Consider the following 20,546-nt stretch of genomic DNA (forward strand, 5'->3'; position numbering starts at 1 on the left):
CTGAATCCGCTTATATTTCAGCGTATAAACCGGCATGTATTTTTCAGTATTTTCTGGAAATTTTAACCGCATAAAATATCCAGACATGAAAGTTCCCAAGTTTTTATTATTGGCTGCCGTAGCAGCGCTGGGTTTTACCGCTTGTGGTAATAACAACCGTTCCGGCAACCAGGAAACCAATGACACCACCTCCACGATGATAGACAGTGGAGGACTTACCCCTGATACGGCACCTGCGGCGCAGCTGCCTCCGGGGGCACCTAATCCGGGTGAAGATAGCGCGCGGTATGGCACCGGCACCGGAGATACTTCAAAAAACAACCGATAACAACAGGTTATCTTCCTGATTTTCACCCTGCCACAGGCAGGGCGAAAATCAGGGTATAAGAATATGTCAACTTAATTACCCCATTTGTAGCAACCACTCCTCATATTCCTCTGGAATTTTCCGATTTTTTCTTACCTTGATCGGTGACAATTTCTAAACTATTTATGAAGCGGATATTAACGATTGCCCTTTCGCTGGGTATTGCCGCTGGTGCGAGTGCACAGCAAACACAGAAGCCACCGTTGCATGGTAAAAATTGGATGGCTGTTACCGGCAAACCGCTCGCAGCTACCGCGGGCGCTATGATATTTCAGCAAAACGGGAATGCGGTGGATGCTGCCTGCGCTATGCTGGCGGCCACCTGCACGATGTGGGACGTATTGAGTTGGGGAGGAGAAACGCAGGCCCTCATCTATAATCCAAAAACCGGTAAGGTTATCGCCATCAACGCCCTGGGCGTGGCTCCTACCGGCGCTACACCGGAATTTTACAAAGGCAAAGACTACGATTTTCCACCGGAATACGGACCACTGGCAGCAGTGACGCCAGGCACCGTTGGCGGACTTTGCTATATGCTCGCCAACTACGGTACCATGAGCCTGAAGGAAGTGCTGGCACCCGCTATGGATATGGCCGCCGGCTATCCCATAGATGCCCAAACCGCCAACCAGATGGAACGCGGCAAGAAATACATCAACCAGTGGCCCTACAGCAAAGCTGTTTTCCTTACCCACCCCGGCGCTACACGTGAAGCACCGGAAGCAGGGGAAATATTTGTGCAGAAAGACCTGTTGACTACCTTGCAGAAACTGGTAGCCGCGGAGCAGGATGCGCTGGCTAAAAAGAAGAGTCGCAAAGAGGCGATCATGGCGGCTTACGACCGCTTTTATAAAGGCGACATAGCCAAAGAATTTGTGCGTGGCTGCCAGGAACAGGGCGGGCTCATCACCCTGCAGGACCTCGCCAACTGGAAGCCGGTGGAAGAAGAGCCTCTCCACGTAAATTATAAAGGCATCGAAGTGTATAAGCTCAAAGAATGGACGCAAGGCCCCATGCTCCTGCAAAGCCTGAACATCCTGGAGAATTTTGACCTGAAAGCGATGGGCTACAACTCCCCTTCGTATATCCATACGATTTACCAAACTATGAACCTCACTTTTGCTGACCGTGATTTTTATTACGGCGATCCTGCCTTCAATAAAAACCCGGCCATCGCGGGTTTGCTGAATAAGGACTATGCAAAAGCAAGGGCAAAGCAGATCAATCCTTCGCAGAACGACGCGGCAGCAGGCCCCGGCGATCCGTATCCATATATCGGTAAAACCAATCCCTACCTCCATTTCCTGGAAGAGAGGTCAGCCTTTATGGATACTACCAATGGCCGCAAGCCAGGTGGTTTTGTTCCCAAGCATGACGCAACGTTCCTGCCAACAGCTTCACCAGAACAGTTGTATGCCGCCAACGATATCGACAGCACCTATATGGACCGCCTCTGGCGCGGCACTACCAGCGTGGAAGCTGCCGATAAAGATGGTTGGGTAGTGAGCATCACACCCAGTGGTGGCTGGCTGCCTGCCTGCATTGCAGGAAAAACAGGTGTGGGTATGAGTCAGCGCGCACAAAGCTTTGTACTCGACTCCGCCATCTGTCCGTTTAACGTAATTGCGCCCGGCAAACGCCCGCGTGTAACACTCACACCCAGCATGGCCCTGAAAGACGGAAAACCTTTCCTCTGCTTCGGGGTACAGGGCGGTGATACGCAGGATCAGAACCTGTTACAGTTTTTCCTGAACGTAGTGGAATTTGGTATGACGGTGCAACAGGCCACAGAAGCGGCTAACATCAATACCAACCAATTGTGGTTGTCGCTCGGTGGTACCACTGTAAAAGACAGACAGCCACGTCCCGGAAGTATATTACTCAACAGCAACACCCCGGAAAAAACCAGGCAGCAGCTGCAGCAGATGGGCTACCACCTGAGCTTTGGAGACCGCACCAGCGGACCTATAAATGCGATTTTCCTGGATCGGGCACATAATAGTTTATGGGGAGGCAGCAGCAACCATGGGGAAGACTATGGTATAGGCTGGTAGCAGATCATCTTTGTGAGGATGTCATAAGGGCATCCTCACAAAGAGATGACCCACCTGCGCTTCTTCAAACATTTTCAGCCCCCTCGCTGTTAATAGAAAAAATCCTTTTCCCGGGCAAAACAAAAGCAATTTTCATAGCAGTTCATTCACTAAAAACTACTGTATGAAAAAATTGCTATTCCTGTTACTGATAGGAGTTTCCACACAAGTAGCTGCCCAGCAGCAGCTCAGCGAAGAAGAAATGCAAAAGGCCAATAACCCGCTGGCCAATGCCAAAGCCCTGAACTTCCAGAACTATTACGTTCCTAATATTTACGAAAGCTCGGACCTGAGAGCCAACACCTTTCTCGTGCGTTTTGCCGTACCACTCGCCAATGGTAAAATCCTCACACGCTTTACCATGCCGGTAAATACCGTGCCTACCGGTGCAGATGCATCCGGTGTAAAATACGCTTCAGGCCTGGGAGATCTGAACTTTTTTGCAACGTATACCTTTTCCAAGCCCACCTCCAAACTGTTGATTGGTGCGGGCCCACAGGTTAGTATTCCTACGGCAAATAATTATTACACCGGTAGCGGCAAATGGCAGTTAGGCGGTGCCATCATTATATTCAGTACAGCCTCACCTACCCTGCAACTAGGCTCACTCATTACCTATCAGGCCTCCATTGCCGGGCAGGAAGACCGATCTGAAGTTTCCAGCCTGCAAATGCAACCCTTTGTGCTCCTGCAATTAGGTAAAGGAACCTACTTACGCTCCACTGCATTGTGGAACTTTAACCTTGAAACAGATGTCTATAATATTCCTTTAGGTGTAGGTATTGGACAAGTAGTGAAAGCTGGTAAAACAGTTTTTAATTTATTTCTCGAACCTCAGTTTACCGTGGCGCATTATGGTACAGGACAACCTTCGATCCAGTTGTTTTCAGGGATCAACCTGCAGTTTTAACGGCTGGGCATTGCAAGGCATAACTTACATCTCCCGAAAAAAAATTACCAGGTAGCCTCATTACGTTTCATTTTTGCCAATACGGCTTCATAATTTTTCCGGTCCGCTTCGGGCGCCAGTGTGAGCGCCCGTTCCTGTATGGTGATTGCTTCCTGCTTTCTGCCGGCTTTGTACAGCAGGTTAGCGCGGGTAAATAACAATGACGAGCGCTCTCCCTGCTTGAGCGACAGCTGCGACCATCCGGAAGCCGTCATCAGCAGCGAGGTATCGGTATACCGGTAAAATACGGTGATAGCGTACCGGTTCAATTCCTCGGGCGACAATGAAGCCGCATATTTGCCGATATATTGCGTTACGCAGGGGGCAAATTTATCCCACTCTTTGTTGTTATAGTGGTATAATGTTTTTGCCCGCATATAAATCTCTTCTCCCGCAGGCCCGTACTGCTTGGTACGGGTAAACATATTGTTCCAGTCGGGGTAAAGCTTAGTGCTGCTGATTTCCGGGCTGATTTCATCATTGTAAATAATCGTCATCAGCTTCTGATCTGCCTGGCGGGTGCCCATGTTTTTATTGGCAGCGTCCTTGTATTTCCGGATGAACTCAAAGCCTTTATCCTTCACACTATTAGTCATGTTGAAAATAAAAATCCATTCCGACCTCGTGAAAGGCGGCTTCATGTATTTATAATAATCTGTCGCAATCAATTGCGCATTGGTAAGGTCGTTGAGTCGCACCGCCATCAGGGCCAGATCTTTCAGGAAGAGTGAATCTTTTTTCCCTTTACGATAGGTTTCCAGCAGGCCGGCGTAGCGGTTATCCGGATTAGTGGTATCCATATCACGAATTTTGAAATCCGCTGCCAGTGCGGAGGTAGCCGGAATAATCCGACTATGGATCGCGCGGATTTTTTCCACCGGAATTTTAATTATTTCTCTGTCATAGGTCATCAGTCCGTTCTCTTCTATTTCCACATCAAAAGGTTCCGTATAGATGGAGCCACTGAGGCCTTCTTCTTCATAAATTTTGAGGTGCTTCATCATGAATTCATACTTTTCAGCGAATTGTGCCGGCGGTACAGAAACATACCCCCATCCTTCTGATCCATTCCACTGGTGATTTAGGACGCGCACCTGTACCCCACCCCATTCGCCCAGTACGCGGGCTTTTCCAGGCATGGCCGGCGCAATACCCGGCCCCGGATAATCGTGGATATCAGTGAGGTCGCTGGATTTCCAGCGATCATTGGGATTGGTGACTGCGCGGCGATCGTAGTTTTCGCCGGAGTGACCGTTGATAATGCGACTCGGGTCCGTTGTTTTCATCCATTCTGTAAGTCGCTCCTGATCGAACTTTGCCCAGCCTTCATTAAACAGCACCCAGCACACTATGCTGGGATAATTATGCAGGAGGGCCAGGTTTTCCTTGTTTTCTTTTTCGAAGATGAGTCGCGCCGCGGGCGATTCATTAGCGCAGGTAACCATATCCTGCCATACGAGCATACCGAGTTTATCGCAGTGGTAGTACCAGCGTGCGGGTTCAATTTTAATATGTTTGCGGATGGTGTTAAATCCCATGGACTTGATGGCCAGGATATCGAAGCGCAGGGCTTCATCGGTGGGTGCGGTATAGAGTCCGTCCGGCCAGAATCCCTGGTCCAGCACGCCGAGGTTATAGGTATATATTCCGTTCAGGAAAATTCGTTCCTGTCCTTTTTCATCTTTTTGTATGGAGATGGTACGGATGCCGGTGTAGGAGGTAACGGAATCGAGCAGTTGCCCGTCCTGGTAGAGTTTGATGGAGAGGTCGTACAGGAAGGGATCGTCGGGGCTCCACTGATGTGCGTTGGGGATGCTGAGCAGCAGGGGTTCTCCTGCTTTACCTTTGGCGGAGGCTACGGGTGTGCCGCCGGTAAGGGCTACTACTTCTGTTGTCAGATGTTCATTATTATTTGTGCTAACGGCAACGGTTACACTATTTTGTGCCGGTGTGATTTTGAGGTCATCAATATATTTTTCCGGCACGGCTTCGAGCCACACGGTTTGCCAGATGCCGCTGGTGGAGGTATACATGATGCCGCGTGGCTGCAGCACTTGTTTACCGCGGGGGTTGTTGCCCTGGTCGGACGGGTCCCACACGCCTACCACGAGGTGGTTATCACCCGGTTTAAAATGGGCGGTGATATCGATGGTAAAGGCCTGGTATCCGCCTTCATGGTCGCCTATTTTTTTTCCGTTGAGATATACGGTTGCCTGCCAGTCCACGGCTCCGAAATGCAGGAGGTAGCGGGTGGCCGTTTCTGTTGCCGGTTTTTTGATAGTGCGGCTATACCATAGTTTCTGCTCTGGTGTCAGCGATTTCTTCACCCCTGAGAGGGCGGATTCCAGTGGGTAGGGCACTAATATTTTCCCTTTATAGGTGGTGGGTGCGGCGGCATCTTTGGCGGTGATGGCGTAATCCCAGAGGCCATTGAGGTTTTGCCATTGTGGGCGTACCATTTGTGGCCTGGGATATTCCGGCAATGCATTTTGCGGGGATACGGCGGCTGTCCATCGGGTGGTAACGGGGATGGACTGTGCTTTCCAGGCTGACTGTGCACAGGCCGTGTTGGCCAGGCTACAGGAGGATACGACAATAGAGAGGATCAATAATTTCATCTGCATAGTTAAATGGCTTTTGAGTAGTAAGGGAATCGAAAGCACGAGGGTCGGGACAGCGCCGGGGATGGGGTTGCCGGGGATGAATAAAAAAAGAGGTTGTATCAAAAGTAACGATCTGATGTACTCCCCCTTTTCTATCCATTGGCCGTGCGATCAGCTCAGCTTATGAAATGATGCACAGGCATCATCCGGATAGGTGCCGCGTGGTTACGCGGGGGTGTGTACTGCCAGATAAATTACTTTTGATACAACCTCACTCGTTGAAGGAGATATGTAGATTGTAGTTGCTCTCTAGTGACCACAGGTCACAAGACTCTTTAGTAATATCAGCTATAGTGGTGTTTTAGCTTCTTACGCATGATACGCATACAGGTATGCATATGATTTTTGATGGTTTGTGCGGACAGGTGGTTGTTAGCCATGATTTCCCTGCTGGAAAGATCGTGCAGGTAACGTTGCTCAAACACTTTACGTTGTTTGGGCGGGATGCACTTCATTGCTTTGAGGATGCCGGAATATATTTCCTTGTCCTCTATTCCACGTTGCCGCATACCAGCCATTCTTTCATCTTCATAGTCCGGAATGGGTTGTTCCATTCTTTTCTTTTCTTTCTTGATGGCGTCATATGCTTTACGCTTCACGCAAACTACGAGGTAGCCTTTGAGGTTAATGGGTACGGGCAGATTGGCTCTTTTATTCCAGATGGTGATAAAAGTATTCTGCACCACATCTTCTGCCAGACATCTGTCGTGCAGAATCCCATTCGCGAGCGTAATTAATTGTTTGTAATGTGCGTTGTACAGTTCTTTGATGGCAGCTTCCCGGTTACATTGAAAAAAATCTGCCAGGTGGTCATTCGATGCTTGGTTGAATAATTTGTACTGGTTTGCCATTGCGGAGGTTTTGGATAAGGTTACCCCTAACTCTTACCTTCCTGGAAAACCTGTTTAAAAACCGGTCATGTATCACCAACGCAGTAACATTCTTTCGAATGGTCCCCAACTGCGTTGGTAATACAAGTATCGAATTATTTTTCCGAACTGCGAAGCAAAAAATTGTTAATCAATTGTGAATCCGGAATCGTAAAGTAATGATTAACAATTTCCCATTTGTTAATTTTCGGCAGCCACTTCCCTGAGCTTTTTCGTTTCGGTAACACCGTTGAACGCCTGTTTGAGCACATGATGGCGGTTGTACACAGCAATAAACGGCACTCCATGAATACCAAAGTATTTCAATATCGCATACCCCGTATCGATACCATAGGAGAAGTTTTGCTGGTATTTGTCCAGCTCAAAGTCTTTCGAGTACTGCTTTATCTCCTCAAAATTCGCATTCGTCACCACATACACATGCGTTTTGCCGAGGCTGTCTGACTTTTTCAGCAGCGCTTCCAGCTCTGCCTTACAGTAGGGGCAGGTGTAAGTGGTATAGAACACGATGGCAGGGTTACCGGAGGCGGTATCAATGGTACCGTAGGTACTGTCCGTTTTAAGGAACGACCAGGGCTGCAGCTTCTCCCCTTCTTTGCCGGAAATAAACGGCGGCGGCGGTGGCGCATCGAAGCAACCGGTAAGGAATGCTATCAATGCAACCAGGGTGATTAATTTCTTCATATATCCTGTTTAAATGGCTACCTTATTGGTGGCTTGTTTTTCCCACACCAGGGCCAATCCGGCAGCAGCTGTTACAACAATATTAAACACGAGGTGCTGCGGCCATGTCATCTGCTGCAATACCCCCCCGCAGTTGCAGGGCAGCTTGGAGGCAAATATCAGGTTAGCCGCGATGTAAACGGTGAATGCGATCATTAACCCAAAGGCCGCATACAATCCTTTGCGACGCAATGCCGGCACCAGCAACAGCACCGCTATCACCAGCTCCAGCGCAGGAAGGCCCCAGGCCAGTACGGACGATATCGGTTTCAATACCGGCGTATTCCCGATCGCAAAACGGAATACGTCATGTTCTCTGAATTTCATGATGCCGGTGTAAATAAACAAGGCGGCAATCAGGAAGGCAACGATTTCTACAAACCAGTTTTTTTTCATGTAGTTTCTTTTTGTTTATTGTCAAAAGCAGCTTCGGCGATAAAGCCAATCACCAGGATGGTAAAGGCCGCCGAAACAAGAATCGGAAACAGTTGGAATCGCAGGGCAATCGGTGAGGCAAACACGCTGAATCCCATATTTACCAGCCACAGGGCAAACGCCAGCAGCATAGCTTTCAGCATAATAGGTTTCTTATGCGCTCCCAGCACTACTAATGAAATACAACCAAACAAAAACAGCACACTGAATACTCCTACCATGATGGGATAATAATCCAGAATAGGCACCTTAAAAGATTTTAAGCGGGTGGTTACCTTCCTGCTCTTGTAATTAAACCAGACCTTTGCTACTTCGGTCACACTATCCACTCCCATGTTATACTTCTCCAAAAATTCCACAGGCGGCGTATAATATTTCAGGAAATTGGGCCACAGATAGTATTCTGTAAACTCCATCGGATACATTTTGATGATCTCCCTTCCATACTCATTATACAACGGGCCCATACTGGCCCACATTTTATGCTGGTTGGCACTGTCTTTCGTATTTTTAAACTGTGCCCGCATAAACGTTTGCAATGGTGCGGTGCGGGTCCACATATACACGGTGCTGGCCTTTATCATTTCCGCCGGAAACCTGCGTGTATCACGGGTACTGTCGTAAAACTCCCTTACCCGCTGATCCAATGGCTGTAACTTTTTAGGCACCGGTTTACGATGCGCACTATCTACATACCGGTAAGCGTACATCGCATTATTGGCCATCTGCCAGCCGGTAAACGGACTAAACTGACTTACACCTGTCAGCTCCTTGTATTTTGTTCTGTTAAACTGAACAAACAATCCGATCAGCAGCAGCGCAAATGCCAGTCCCACCATCTTCAGCCAGATGCGCCTGCGCGCCAGCATAAATCCAAAGAAGGCTATCATTGGATAAAACAGGGCGTTGTAGCGCATGGTGAAAGCCACAAACAATACAACCGCATGCCAGAAAATCAGTTTAGGCGTAGGCCGGTACATGATCCAGAACAACAGTGTAAACCAGGTAAGACTTAAAGCGAGGAACATGGTATCACTGGATACATAGTTACTCAGGTACAGCAGTACAGGATTGACCAGCACAAACAGAAACAGCACAATTTTCGTTGCCTTCGCTGGTTTCAGGAAATAAAACAGCGTGAACGTTAGCGCCAGCAGGCTTGCCTCCAGGCAGCAATACTGGAATGTTACCAGCAGGGTATCCGACTTGGAGAATATGCTGAACAAACGCAAAAACTTCGGATAGCCAATCGGGTAAGTGGATGTATCCAGGTTCCTGTAGGCAGAATCCAGGTAAGCATACGAATCCCCGTTGATAAACTGTGCAAAGGGATATAGGTACTTAAACACGGTAAACTGTACCGCCATCAGCAGGATAGCTGCAATAACAAACCACCTGTTGGCAGGATTTTTAAATACATAGGTTGCCAGGGAGGCCGTATCATAATTTTTATCTTTCAGCTGCTCCAGCGTAAAGTTGAAATGATCCGCCACAATAATTTCCTGTCGCTCCACCATTACATCCAGCACATTGGCTACTGCCGCAATCCCGATTTTTTCCAGCTCCTGTACGGCCTGTTGCTGAAAGTCCTCATCGGGGCGCTGCCAGCCATTTTCCGGTGGATTGGAATAGTAGTGCAGCGACACCCATACATTTCCCGTAATGGTATCATTGCGTATTTCCAGGTCGGCTGCGGCCACCGTAGGATCTGTAACGGCGATGTTACAGTCCTTCAGGAACAGTGGCTTCCACTCTCCTGTTTTTTTATGGAGAAGGGAGAGCTTCTTCAACAGCACACTTACCGTAATCAACTGCCGGTTTTCCGGTAATCGCTCCAGCAGCACTGCTTTGGCCTCCCGGCCATTTATTTTTTTTGAATAAGCTTTGTAGAACTCCTGGTAGCCATATTTACCTACACTGTAACGAAGCGCTCTTTCCAGGTTTACAGGCTTACGATGCGGCAGGATAGCCACTTTCAGCCAGGAGAACAGCCACAGGATTGCTCTCCACAGCCCTACCTGTTGTAAATTGAGGGCAGTTAACTGTAACGGATATTTGAAAAATCGCTGCCTGTGAAACAGGTAATCCGGTGTGAGCCCGGAGCTCTCTGCTGCTGCGCCATCCGTAGGGTGATCCGGAACTAATGTGTTTGGGTCCATAACAGGGCCGGTGTCGGACATGAATGCTTTTTTACTCATGGGGATAAAGATGGTAAGGCTTATGACGAATAATGATTACACGCTTTATTTATTGGCATATGCTGCTGTTCTTAAGGGCCATCCATACACGCCGGCAGCAGTTAAATCCCCTTTCAGGATGTTCGGTGTATTTTGAGGCCCAACAGGGTTATGCAATATAAAATCATGGTCTGCAACGGGAACGCAGCCGCCAAATCCCCGGATTATTGCATAATTTTAACATTATCGGATGCAGCATACCCTGCTTACACATACAAAAATTTTATATTTTTACCGCCGGATGTAAGGCCATATCATGAAAAAAGGCAAGAAAATTTTAAGAATAGCGGGAATCACTTTAGGGGCATTTTTACTGATCATTGTTATCGCAGCAGGAATACTCTATAGCCAACAACAGCGGCTGACCCAACTGGCTGTTAAAGAACTGAACAAACAGTTTACCGGTGAACTGGTACTGGGCAACAGTAGTATCAATCCCTTTGCACATTTTCCATATATCTCCATCGTATTACACGATGTGAAGTTTTATGCCAGCAAGAAAATGGACAAAGCACCTATGTATGAAGTAGAGAAATTGTTTGTGGGCTTTAGTTTACCCGACATTTTAAAGCAACAATATAAAGTGCGTATCCTGGTGGTAAACACCGCTAAAGTGCACGTCCGGAGGGCTGCCAACGGTACCTTTGATATCGTGGAAGCACACACGCTGCCAAAGGCAACACCCTCCCCGGCCGATACGACTGCCGAAGAGGACTTAACCCTCGACCTGAAAAAAATTATCCTGAAAAATATTCATGTAACCTACCATGATGATGCCAGCGGCATGAACGTGGCCACCCGGCTGGATAAGATCACCACCGGATTCAGTATGCAAAAAAACCATATGGCACTCAGGCTGGATGGTAAGCTGCTGCTGGATATTACCGGAAAAACGGATACAACACTCTTCAGAAACAAGCATGTGGCCCTCTCCCTTGCAGGCGATTATGATATGAACAAGGCTTTCCTGCAACTGGAAAAGGCCAATATAAAACTGGAAAATGCCAGCCTGGATATAAAAGGGAACGCTAACCTGAAAAGCACACCGGTAGTAGATCTCCAGGTAAAAGGTGACCGCCCCGACCTGAACCTGCTCTTTGCGCTTGTACCGGCAGATGTAGCAGATAAGATGACGCATTACCGCCGCGATGGCAGAATATTTTTTGATGGCGTCATCAAAGGTCCGGTCAGCGAACACCAAATGCCTGCCATCACCGTCAACTTCGGTTGCGAAAATGTGTGGTTCGAAAATACCAGCGCCAATAAAAAGCTGGACTCCCTCGGCTTCCGCGGGTACTACACTAACGGTACCGGACACTCAATGAAAACTTCTGAACTGCACCTGCTCGACATGGTAGCCAAACCGGGTAAAGGCGTGTTTAAAGGTAACTTCATGGTCAAGGACTTTACTGATCCCCATATCATCATGCAGGTATATTCAGAATTGAATATCCGCTTTGTTGGGGAATTCCTTGGCATCAAGGACCTGGAACAGATTGAAGGAGACATCCGCCTGAACATGAACTTCCGGGAGCTGGCCGATATGCAGATACCGGAACAGAGCCTGGCCAAACTCAAAGAAGGCGTACAGAGTGAGTTGACAGTTACCAACCTCGCCTTCCGTATCCCAAATTATCCGCTGCCGGTACGCAACGTCAATATTCATGCACAGGTAGCCCAGGGCAGATTAACGCTCGACACCCTCAATTTTCGCATCGGTGAGAGTGACCTGGCAGCCAGCGGTTCCCTCAGCGATTTACCCGCCATCTTCCATAAACAAAGTAAACCTGTGAAAGTAACCTTCCAGGTGAACTCCAACAAAATTTTACCTGCGGAACTGCTGCTGGCAGATTCCACTCATAAAAAATTAAGGGAAGAAATGATCACGGGCTTCCGGCTGGCAGTAGCCCTGGAAACCAGCGTACAGGAGCTCCTCCACCCTAACCCATTGCCCAAAGGCAGCTTCAGGATCGAGGAATTCAAATCCAGCTTCAAACGCTACCCGCACAGCTTCCATCACTTTGCCGCCGATGTAACCATTGCTGATACCATGCTGCTGGTGAAAAACTTTTCCGGCAATATCGACAGCAGCAATATTGCTTTCAAAGGCCGCCTTACCAACTATAACCTCTGGTTCGATAAAATCAAGAAAGGGCATACGGAACTGGCGTTTGACCTGAAGTCGGACCGGCTGGCAGTAAATGACCTGATCAGCACCCGCGGCCGCCAGTTTGTACCCAAAGGCTACTGGTATGAACAGGCCAATAACCTGTGGCTGCGGGCACGCCTGAAAATGCGTTACGACACTACCTTCAAACGCGTAGATGCACATATCGCCAATATTTCCGGCTCATTGAAAGAGCACCCGATTAAGATTGAAAATATCAAAGGCCGCGTGCGATATGGTACTAACAAATACCTGGTAGTAGACACCCTCACAGGAAAAGTGGGCAGCAGTGATTTTGACATCAACCTGCACCTCTACGCAGGGCCCGACCGTAAAGGCAATAAACGCAACAACCTCTTCGCCATAAAATCCAACTATCTCAACATTGATGAGATGATGAACTACGATTTCAGCGAACATCCGGAGGAAGATGTGAATGCCCCTCTAAAAACCACCACCAGGCGGGAAAACGACAGTATTCACAACTCCGGCTTTAACATCTTCAAAATCAAATTCAGCAACTTTGATGTAACCGCTGATGTAGGCAAGATCCGTTATCACAAGCTCTGGCTGCGCAACCTGAAAGCCGGTATCCATATGCAGGAGGACCAGAAAGTAAAGATAGATACCATCGACGTACTGATGGCCAAAGGGCATATAGGTATGCGGGGTGTGCTGAATGTGGCTGATCCCAAGCGGCTCTTCTTTGCCAGCAGCATTACGCTGGATACAGTGGACCTCAGCAAAATGCTGCTGAAGTTCGACAACTTCGGACAGGATATGATCCTGAATAAAAACCTGAATGGCCGGCTCACCGGACGTATCCGCAGTTTTATTAAGCTGCATCCGGACATGACCCCGATGCTGGACTCCACCCGCGCATCGATGGACATAGAAATTCACAACGGGGCGTTGATCGACTTTGCGCCGATGCAGGCCATGGCGACCTACTTCAAAGATAAGAACCTGCGCATGATCCGCTTCGACACCCTGCGGAATAAGCTGAGCTTTGCAGCCGCCACACTTGATATACCAAATATGAGTATCAATACGTCCATCGGTTATATTGAAATGAGCGGCAAGCAATCACTGGACACGAGGATGAATTACCAGATCCGCGTACCGATGAAGATGGTTACACAGGTAGGCTGGCAGGCATTATTTGGCCGCAAGCAGGAAGAAGTGGAGGCCGACCAGGTAGATGCCATCGAAAGCGCTGATAAGAGCAAAAAAGGCCGGTTCATGAACCTGAGCATTTCAGGCACGCCGGAGAAATATAATATCTCATTGGGTAAAAAGAAGAAATAACGCCACTAGATAAGCATCCGTAAAAAATGCCGCATTTCCGCAGCAGGTATAGGTAGATTAGTATATCTTACTATCTGCCTATACTTCGATACTATGAAAATAATATGCTTATCAGTCCTCCTATTTTGCTGTACGTTGATTGCCAGTGCTCAACTCCGGTGGGGCTTCCGGCTGGCAGATGGCTTTTCCTATCTTAGCAAACCCAGTGTGAGCAAGGGAACCATCAACAGCAGCAACCAGTTATTTTATACGTTACAGGCTGGCCTTACAGCCGACTGGCAACTTAGTAAACATCTTCATTTACAGCCTTCGCTGGTGTTCAGTTCCAAGGGTGGAAAAAATTCGACGCATTACAATGTGACCAACAACGGTACTTTTTATGTGATTGAAACCAAAGGCAGCATACGTCACAACTACATTGAGCTGCCGCTTAACCTGCTATATAAGTTCCATGCCGGCAGCGGCAAGCTGTTTGCAGGTATTGGGGGTTATGCAGCCGAATACCTGGGTGGGAAAATGGATGGCGCTGTGTTTCCACAGGCAGAAGACGGCGGTATCACCATTACTCCGATTGAAGTAATTCCGGGCGGCGTGCCACCACCGACAGATCCGGCAGACAGAAAACTCAAAGTTGAACAACTGGATGCAGGGGCTAACATTACCGCCGGATATGAATTCAGGTTTGGTTTACAACTGGGGCTGAACTACAGCTACGGACTTACCCAAACGAACTACGGCAAAAACCGCGTGGCTACTATCAGTGTGGCTTATCTCTTTAAATAATCAGCTTACCAGGATACATAACAGGCTACACAGGCTATCAAACTGGCAAAGGTTAACCCGTGCAGGATCAGGTGTTCCAGGTTCGGCGCGGGGTTACCTTTTCTGTTAGGCAGCACGAAAATTGTTTTACTGAATAAACGGCGGTGCAGCTCTGTCCAGTTTTTCTGCATGGCAAAGCGCGGACCAAAGAAGTAAGGTGTCCACCACGTATAAATCTCTCCTATTAAGATGATGGCCAGTTCGAGGCAGGCAATTAATACCAGCATCTGGTAGCCGGATAATAATGCCATTACCGGAAATCCCATTGAAAGGAAGTTCATGGCCGCTTCACCAAGGTTTTCCGGCGTCGTATAGGCGCGGATGTTATTGAGCGGGAACAGGTCCAGCTTGGAGGTTGCCTGATGGTAGATCAGGTGCAGGTTAGTCATCAGTATAGCAAAGAGATAGAGCATGTCCGTAGCGATTATGCTTCAAAAATGCATCAAAACCTTAGTTGGGAAAACAGCGAATCGGTTATAGTCGGCACTTTTACCGGTGAAACCCCTTAAAATATCGGTTAAAAAACCGGGTCATGAAACCCACTTTCTGATACCCTGGCTTTTTTCCGGCCACAGCATTAACATCTCCCTAAAAAATGATTGGTAAAAATATTCCGTAATTTGGCGGCTTAACCCAAAAGGAAATCATGAATACTGTATTGGAAGCCATTAGCAAGGATATTACCATTGCCATTACCACAATGATCGATCTGCTGGAAAAGAAGCGGCCTGCTGCGGAAATTATTAAGCGATCACCGCTACAGAAGGGCGTATTTGATACAGCCAGGTTCATATATAAAAACGGAGATATCAAACTCTTCTCTTCCGACCTCGACTATGGCGGGCCTGACCTGGAGTATGAAGGCACCCAATTCCCCGGCGCCCTTGCGGATGCGACGGCGGTGGATGACTTGTACCCGATACTGCATCAGGCATTGGAAGCTGCTATTGCTGCATATGATAACCATCCTATTCTCCAATATTTCTTTTCCGTAACCGGTACTTTTTATACCCCTGCCGGCAAAACAGACATGCCGCCATTTTTGCATATCAGTGAAACAAAACGGCAACAGGTGGTAGCCGCGGTGGATGCTTATGTGGAACAAAAGATTTATAACGGGCAATACCCTACGGAGGAGCTGGATACCTTTATGCTGGCTAATCACCTCGTAAATCCATTGTTTAAGGGAGATATAAATGCTCCGCTGGTAATGGAAATCTTTGATAAAATTGTCGCGCTGAACCGGCATCACCCCGAAACGCAAAAAAAACATCGGTACAATATCACCCATGCATTGAAGTCGTGGGCAGAAGAAATATTTATACCGGTTTACTATTCGGTTGATAAAAACGAATTTCGTTTGCCGGAGTATACCATCAGGCCTGACCATCCCGCAGCCTCCGCTCCCCTGCTCGATTTGCTGCTGTATACCGCCGCGTTGATCATCCGCTACGAACCAAATTACAGCAGGGCTACCGGTATCCGTTTTGCAGAAATTGCGAAGGAGTTGGGTAGCGATAAAGCAGTTACCATGCTGGCTTCCGGCAGTGGGAAATTTGCCCCGCTCACCGATGCGGCGGTTGCAATCAAAGTAAACGACACCTTTGGAACGGTGGACATACATGTGAAACAGGAATCCGAAGCAGCGTATGCGCAGGCGCTCACCTACCTGACCAGCATCCTGGAACAGGGCTTCCCCCGTAGCTACGCCATACAGTTAAAATCAAAAGCAAAAGAATTACTGCCGGTTAAAAAACTTGGCAAAACAGCCACACAGCGCTTTTTCGCCAATGCCTTACAATATCCGGCCCTGTATCCCTTATTGGAAAAATATGCCCGCGTAGCGATGGCGGAACAATATGAATGGTACCAGGATGCAGAAGGAGAAACCTGTTGCCTGCCGGGGACTTATGCCGTGTTTGGCCTCGGACTTGCCGGCGAGCAATGGTTTCCGCTGGTAAGGGATTACATGAAACAGGTAGATGATGAACACCAATCCGTACAATATTATTTTACACTGGCCCTGGCAGAAAAATACGGAGTTACGGCTGCCACCATACCTACGCTGATAGCTTGCCTGGTAGCTTCTCCGGATCAAAAACCTGCTAAACAACTGGTAGATTTACAGCTTCCGCAAAACCAGGAAGCGTTAGTTGCTGCATTGAAGGACCTCCCTGATTACGAGGTAGCGCATGTGATTGGGCATATCTGGGGAGGGGCTGATAAATTAAAAGCGCAGGCTAAAAAGCAGGAGGCACTGCTGGCAGTGGCCGGTTTGCTGAACTAATTACAGGCAGATCACTGGCTAGCAGCCAGGGGGCTGCCGCTTATGGCTGCTGCGTAATTTTATCTACGTATATAACGAAAGAGGCGGCCACCTTCACTTCTTTAGCACCGCACAAATTGGCATTATAGCCAGGCTGCCGGCCCGCATTGGCGATAGCATCCATGATACATGGATCGCTCAGCTGATTTGGTGCGGCACCACCGTTGTAATGATATTTTCCCTTCATACGGATAAATTGACCCACGTCCGTAATGCTTTCCAGATTCATATATACTTTACTGTTAGCCATGTTTTCGTCCGTATCGAAAAACAGGTAGTAGGTACCACCGTTGTAGTCGTCCGTATTGGCGTCCGTAATTATACGTGCGGAGCCGCCCACGGCCAATGCGCCGTCGTACACCACTTCCCCCGTGGTTAATTTTAGAGGCAGGGAGCCACTGCTGATATCATAACTGACACCGTTAGCCTCATTGATTGCCGTAAGTGCAAAATTTTCAAAACCTGTTTTGGTAAACTTTGTGTAGCCAATACCCACCTGGTCTTCTCCGATGGCGGTAAAATTGCTGTTAACACTGCCTGTAATCTGCACTGATACAGTATCTGCGGGTTTTTCAGTAATATTCGTATCACTGTTTTTGTTGTCTTTACTACAGGCAATAGCAATGCAGGCCAACAAAGCAACGGGTACAACTTTTCGTAGCATGGTTAATTTTTTCTCCGGCCCACAAAATAGTAATTTTTATTTTTTTAAGCGCCCGCTAGTTCAAATTCAAATGCAAGGTGTTTGAATGCGCATAATCAACTATTTCATGAGCATAGTATTAACACACCGTAAAGGGGCACTGCTGGGACTCCTGGCACATTTATTCATTTTATTGACCGGACAATTAATTTTTATCCTGATTTTATTTCCGCATGATTTCGGCATAGGGGTCGACATGCTGGTAGCCTTGCAGGGTAACGTATACGCCCTAACGTTTTATGCATTATTACTGATTGGCGGCTGGATCCTTGGTGGCAAAGTAGGCGCCAGGCTGGCTATGGGTGGAAGTGTAGTTCGTACAGGGCTGAGGAGCGGACTATTGGTGGCACTACTCTCGGTCCTTTTCTGGATGCCGGTTACCATTTCCCAATCAGGCTTGGGTACAGGGCTACAGGTGATGCGTGATCCGGCGATACTCGCGCTGGTGGTATTTTGCATTAATTGGCTAATAGTAGCGGTACTTTCAAGAACAAAAGCTATATAATAAATCCCCCGGCAAAAACCGGGGGATTTTTTTAGTTTATTGTACTACTATTTTTTTCGTGAATTTTTCCTTCGAGGAGGTGACGGCAGTAATAAAATACACCCCTTTCTCCAGCTGATATTCCTTCCTGGTAGCGCCTTGCGGCACTGTTCTTCTTTCGGCGTGCACCACCTTCCCATTTACATCGGCAATCAGAATTTCCAGCTGCTGTGGCTTATCATTGCGGATTTCCACCTGGATGCGGCCGTTGGTGGAAGGATTCGGGAACACATCCAGATCAAATGGCAGCACAGTAGTTTGTGGCTTGCCAAGGGTTGCCACCAGCGCAGGGGCAGCTACTACCGTAAACGTATCCTTCACACACTGGCTGGCGGCTACGCTGTTATCAGCCACCGTATATACCGTGGTACCAACAGCGGGTGTGATGGTTACGGAAGATGTTGAAGCCCCGGTGCTCCATGCGTAAGTGCCGGGCCAGTACGCGCTCAGCACCAGTGGCTGGGCAGCGGTGGCGTTTATCACCCTGTTTTTATTTACATCTTTGAGAATGGTAAACTTGTCCTTAATAGTGTTATCCGCGGCCACCCATTTGGCATCCAGCCGGTTACCTTCTACTTCTACTACAAGCGAGCCGCCGTTGGTAGCATTCGCATAATAGGAAGAAGCATGCGGAAAGGAGGACTGGGTACCGCCTACCTGACCGGCAGAACCAGCCACTACATACACAGTTCCATGATTGCCCTTTGTGGCCGTAGAAAAATACGGACAGGAGTTGCTGGTACCATCATATTTAGCGCTGCTGGAGGATACGGCATGGGTAGTCATGCTGAAGGTATTTTCCAGGCCGTAGTGTCCTTTCATCAGGTAGGAGCGCTCATAGTCGTGGCTATGACCGTTCAGGATCAGGTCTACCCCGTAACGTTCAAGGATGCGGATCAGGTTTTGCCTGATGTTGGTAAGATCACTGTTGGTATCGGAGTTATGACTACCCATGGTATAAGGCGGATGGTGCCAGTAGGCAATTACCCATTTGCGGGTGTTGGCGGCCAGGTCGTTTTTGAGCCATTGCACCTGTGTGCTGGTGGTATCAAAAAAGCGCTTACCACTTTCGAGGCCATATGAATCCAGGCACACGAAGTGGACATCGCCGTAGTCGAACGAATAATATTCCTCTTTACCCGAAGCCAGGCCACCACATTCCCCGGCAGACGGCAGTGTGAAATTGGAGAGGTAAGGAATGTTATGCGACGTTTGCAGGGTGCTGCTGTTATCGTAATCATGGTTACCTAATGTAGGAAACAGCAGTACATTTTTCAGCAGGTCGTTTTTATACATCTCAAAGAAATTGGACTGATACTCGGTATCATATCCGCCGTTGTAGGCATTATCGCCCAGCAGCAGCCATACATCGGTATGATTGGTACCCATGTAGCTGAGGTAGGCATTGCGTACATTGGTTTGCACGCTTGAGGCGGTGCCACAATCGCCATACGCTGCAATGCGTATTTTACGTGTAGTCGTGGCCGGTGGCGCTGTTACAAAGTAGTTATCCGCACCTGCCTGCAACACATTGGTGCTGTTGCCGATGCTGTAATAATATTTCGTATCCGGTTGCAGCCCGCTCACCCGCAGCTCATGTTCGGTGAGTGAGGTCGTGTGCACAACGCTGTCGTTCAGTGCGGTGGCCGACAGGCCATACTTCACCTTGCCGGTGGTGGCAATGTCGGTGCGCCAGCGCAGCGTTACGGCCGACTGATTCCCCATTTGCAGGTAGGGCCCCCGGATCACCTGCGGTATGGTGCTGGCGGTGTTGCCTTTGAACTGCAGATCGAAGGAGAGGTCGCTGCTGGTGGCGCTGGTTTGGTGTACTTCTACGGCAATCGTGTTATTACCTTCGGTGATCAGGCCTGCTGCCACACTGGCGGTAAACACGGTAGCGCCGCCGTCGCTGGCATTGGAGGCCAGTGTGGTGTAGCTGATGGTGCCGGTGGGGAGGTTATTACGGACTACTTCCGTGCCGTTAATGTAGATCACCAGGCCGTCATCTCTCTTATACTCCAGCGTGAACCCGGTATAGGCTGCGGCGCCGGTCACGTTGAAGGTTTTACGGAAATAGGTGGTGATGTACTTGGCGGAGGAACTGCTGCCATAGCTTACCACGGTGGCCTCGTCGCCATCGCCGTAGCCCAGCTGCGCCGGACCGCTGGCCCAGGCAGCATCGCTGAAAGCAGGGGCTCTCCAGGCGGTGCCCTGGTTGGTACCATTGTCCAGGTATTTCCAGGTTGATCCGAATGGTAATAGGTTGGTTTGGGCGTGTGTGGTTGGTGATAGCATGCCAGTACATAGGCATAACGATAG

Annotated in this window: 15 protein-coding genes; 7 read left to right on the forward strand and 8 right to left on the reverse strand. The window is 48.6% G+C overall.

What is annotated here, in order from left to right; all coding sequences use genetic code 11:
- The first annotated feature begins 85 nt into the window (after nucleotides 1-85).
- The 3 genes from BUB18_RS22630 to BUB18_RS22640 all read left to right on the forward strand — a co-directional run bounded on the left by BUB18_RS22630 (nucleotide 86) and on the right by BUB18_RS22640 (nucleotide 3,370).
- Nucleotides 86-328, forward strand: a complete 243-nt coding sequence (locus BUB18_RS22630; protein ID WP_073085444.1) for a hypothetical protein — start codon at nucleotides 86-88, stop codon at nucleotides 326-328.
- A 164-nt stretch (nucleotides 329-492) separates the two neighbouring features.
- On the forward strand, nucleotides 493-2,421 hold the full coding sequence (locus tag BUB18_RS22635) for a gamma-glutamyltransferase family protein (RefSeq protein ID WP_073085446.1): 1,929 nt from the start codon (nucleotides 493-495) through the stop codon (nucleotides 2,419-2,421).
- A 163-nt stretch (nucleotides 2,422-2,584) separates the two neighbouring features.
- Nucleotides 2,585-3,370: a hypothetical protein gene (locus BUB18_RS22640; RefSeq protein ID WP_073085448.1), complete on the forward strand. Its 786-nt coding sequence runs from the start codon at nucleotides 2,585-2,587 to the stop codon at nucleotides 3,368-3,370.
- 44 nt (nucleotides 3,371-3,414) lie between these two features.
- Here BUB18_RS22640 and BUB18_RS22645 read toward each other — a convergent pair whose 3' ends face one another.
- The 5 genes from BUB18_RS22645 to BUB18_RS22665 form a co-directional block, all read right to left on the reverse strand.
- Complete coding sequence (locus tag BUB18_RS22645; protein ID WP_083550693.1) at nucleotides 3,415-6,027, reverse strand: glycosyl hydrolase 2 galactose-binding domain-containing protein; 2,613 nt, start codon at nucleotides 6,025-6,027, stop codon at nucleotides 3,415-3,417.
- Between the two features lie 329 nt (nucleotides 6,028-6,356).
- Nucleotides 6,357-6,923: an RNA polymerase sigma factor gene (locus BUB18_RS22650; protein WP_073085452.1), complete on the reverse strand. Its 567-nt coding sequence runs from the start codon at nucleotides 6,921-6,923 to the stop codon at nucleotides 6,357-6,359.
- A gap of 219 nt (nucleotides 6,924-7,142) precedes the next feature.
- Nucleotides 7,143-7,646, reverse strand: a complete 504-nt coding sequence (locus tag BUB18_RS22655; protein WP_073085454.1) for a TlpA family protein disulfide reductase — start codon at nucleotides 7,644-7,646, stop codon at nucleotides 7,143-7,145.
- Nucleotides 7,647-7,655: 9 nt separating this feature from the next.
- Nucleotides 7,656-8,081: a MauE/DoxX family redox-associated membrane protein gene (locus tag BUB18_RS22660; RefSeq protein WP_073085456.1), complete on the reverse strand. Its 426-nt coding sequence runs from the start codon at nucleotides 8,079-8,081 to the stop codon at nucleotides 7,656-7,658.
- Nucleotides 8,078-10,318, reverse strand: coding sequence for a hypothetical protein (locus tag BUB18_RS22665; protein WP_143160064.1), 2,241 nt, complete (start codon nucleotides 10,316-10,318; stop codon nucleotides 8,078-8,080). The genes BUB18_RS22660 and BUB18_RS22665 overlap by 4 nt, the downstream gene beginning before the upstream one ends.
- Before the next feature lie 295 nt (nucleotides 10,319-10,613).
- On the opposite strand from BUB18_RS22665, the gene BUB18_RS22670 reads away from it, so the two are divergent.
- Entirely contained in the window at nucleotides 10,614-13,832 is a 3,219-nt protein-coding gene (locus BUB18_RS22670; RefSeq protein WP_073085460.1) for an AsmA family protein, read from the forward strand.
- Nucleotides 13,833-13,925: 93 nt separating this feature from the next.
- The gene (locus BUB18_RS22675; protein ID WP_073085462.1) at nucleotides 13,926-14,615 is read left to right on the forward strand and encodes an outer membrane beta-barrel protein; all 690 of its coding nucleotides are present in this window, start codon (nucleotides 13,926-13,928) and stop codon (nucleotides 14,613-14,615) included.
- 5 nt (nucleotides 14,616-14,620) lie between these two features.
- Here BUB18_RS22675 and BUB18_RS22680 read toward each other — a convergent pair whose 3' ends face one another.
- Nucleotides 14,621-15,067, reverse strand: coding sequence for a hypothetical protein (locus BUB18_RS22680; RefSeq protein WP_073085464.1), 447 nt, complete (start codon nucleotides 15,065-15,067; stop codon nucleotides 14,621-14,623).
- Between the two features lie 233 nt (nucleotides 15,068-15,300).
- On the opposite strand from BUB18_RS22680, the gene BUB18_RS22685 reads away from it, so the two are divergent.
- Nucleotides 15,301-16,941, forward strand: a complete 1,641-nt coding sequence (locus tag BUB18_RS22685; RefSeq protein ID WP_073085466.1) for a DUF6138 family protein — start codon at nucleotides 15,301-15,303, stop codon at nucleotides 16,939-16,941.
- A 40-nt stretch (nucleotides 16,942-16,981) separates the two neighbouring features.
- Here the strand turns inward: BUB18_RS22685 and BUB18_RS22690 are convergent, their stop codons facing one another.
- Nucleotides 16,982-17,644, reverse strand: a complete 663-nt coding sequence (locus BUB18_RS22690) for a hypothetical protein (protein ID WP_143160065.1) — start codon at nucleotides 17,642-17,644, stop codon at nucleotides 16,982-16,984.
- Between the two features lie 106 nt (nucleotides 17,645-17,750).
- Here BUB18_RS22690 and BUB18_RS22695 point away from each other — a divergent pair, with 106 nt between their 5' ends.
- Nucleotides 17,751-18,188, forward strand: coding sequence for a hypothetical protein (locus tag BUB18_RS22695; protein ID WP_143160066.1), 438 nt, complete (start codon nucleotides 17,751-17,753; stop codon nucleotides 18,186-18,188).
- A gap of 36 nt (nucleotides 18,189-18,224) precedes the next feature.
- Here BUB18_RS22695 and BUB18_RS22700 read toward each other — a convergent pair whose 3' ends face one another.
- Entirely contained in the window at nucleotides 18,225-20,522 is a 2,298-nt protein-coding gene (locus tag BUB18_RS22700) for a metallophosphoesterase (RefSeq protein WP_083550613.1), read from the reverse strand.
- Nucleotides 20,523-20,546 lie beyond the last annotated feature (24 nt).

The sequence above is a fragment of the Chitinophaga jiangningensis genome (assembly GCF_900142605.1).
Classification (GTDB): domain Bacteria; phylum Bacteroidota; class Bacteroidia; order Chitinophagales; family Chitinophagaceae; genus Chitinophaga; species Chitinophaga jiangningensis.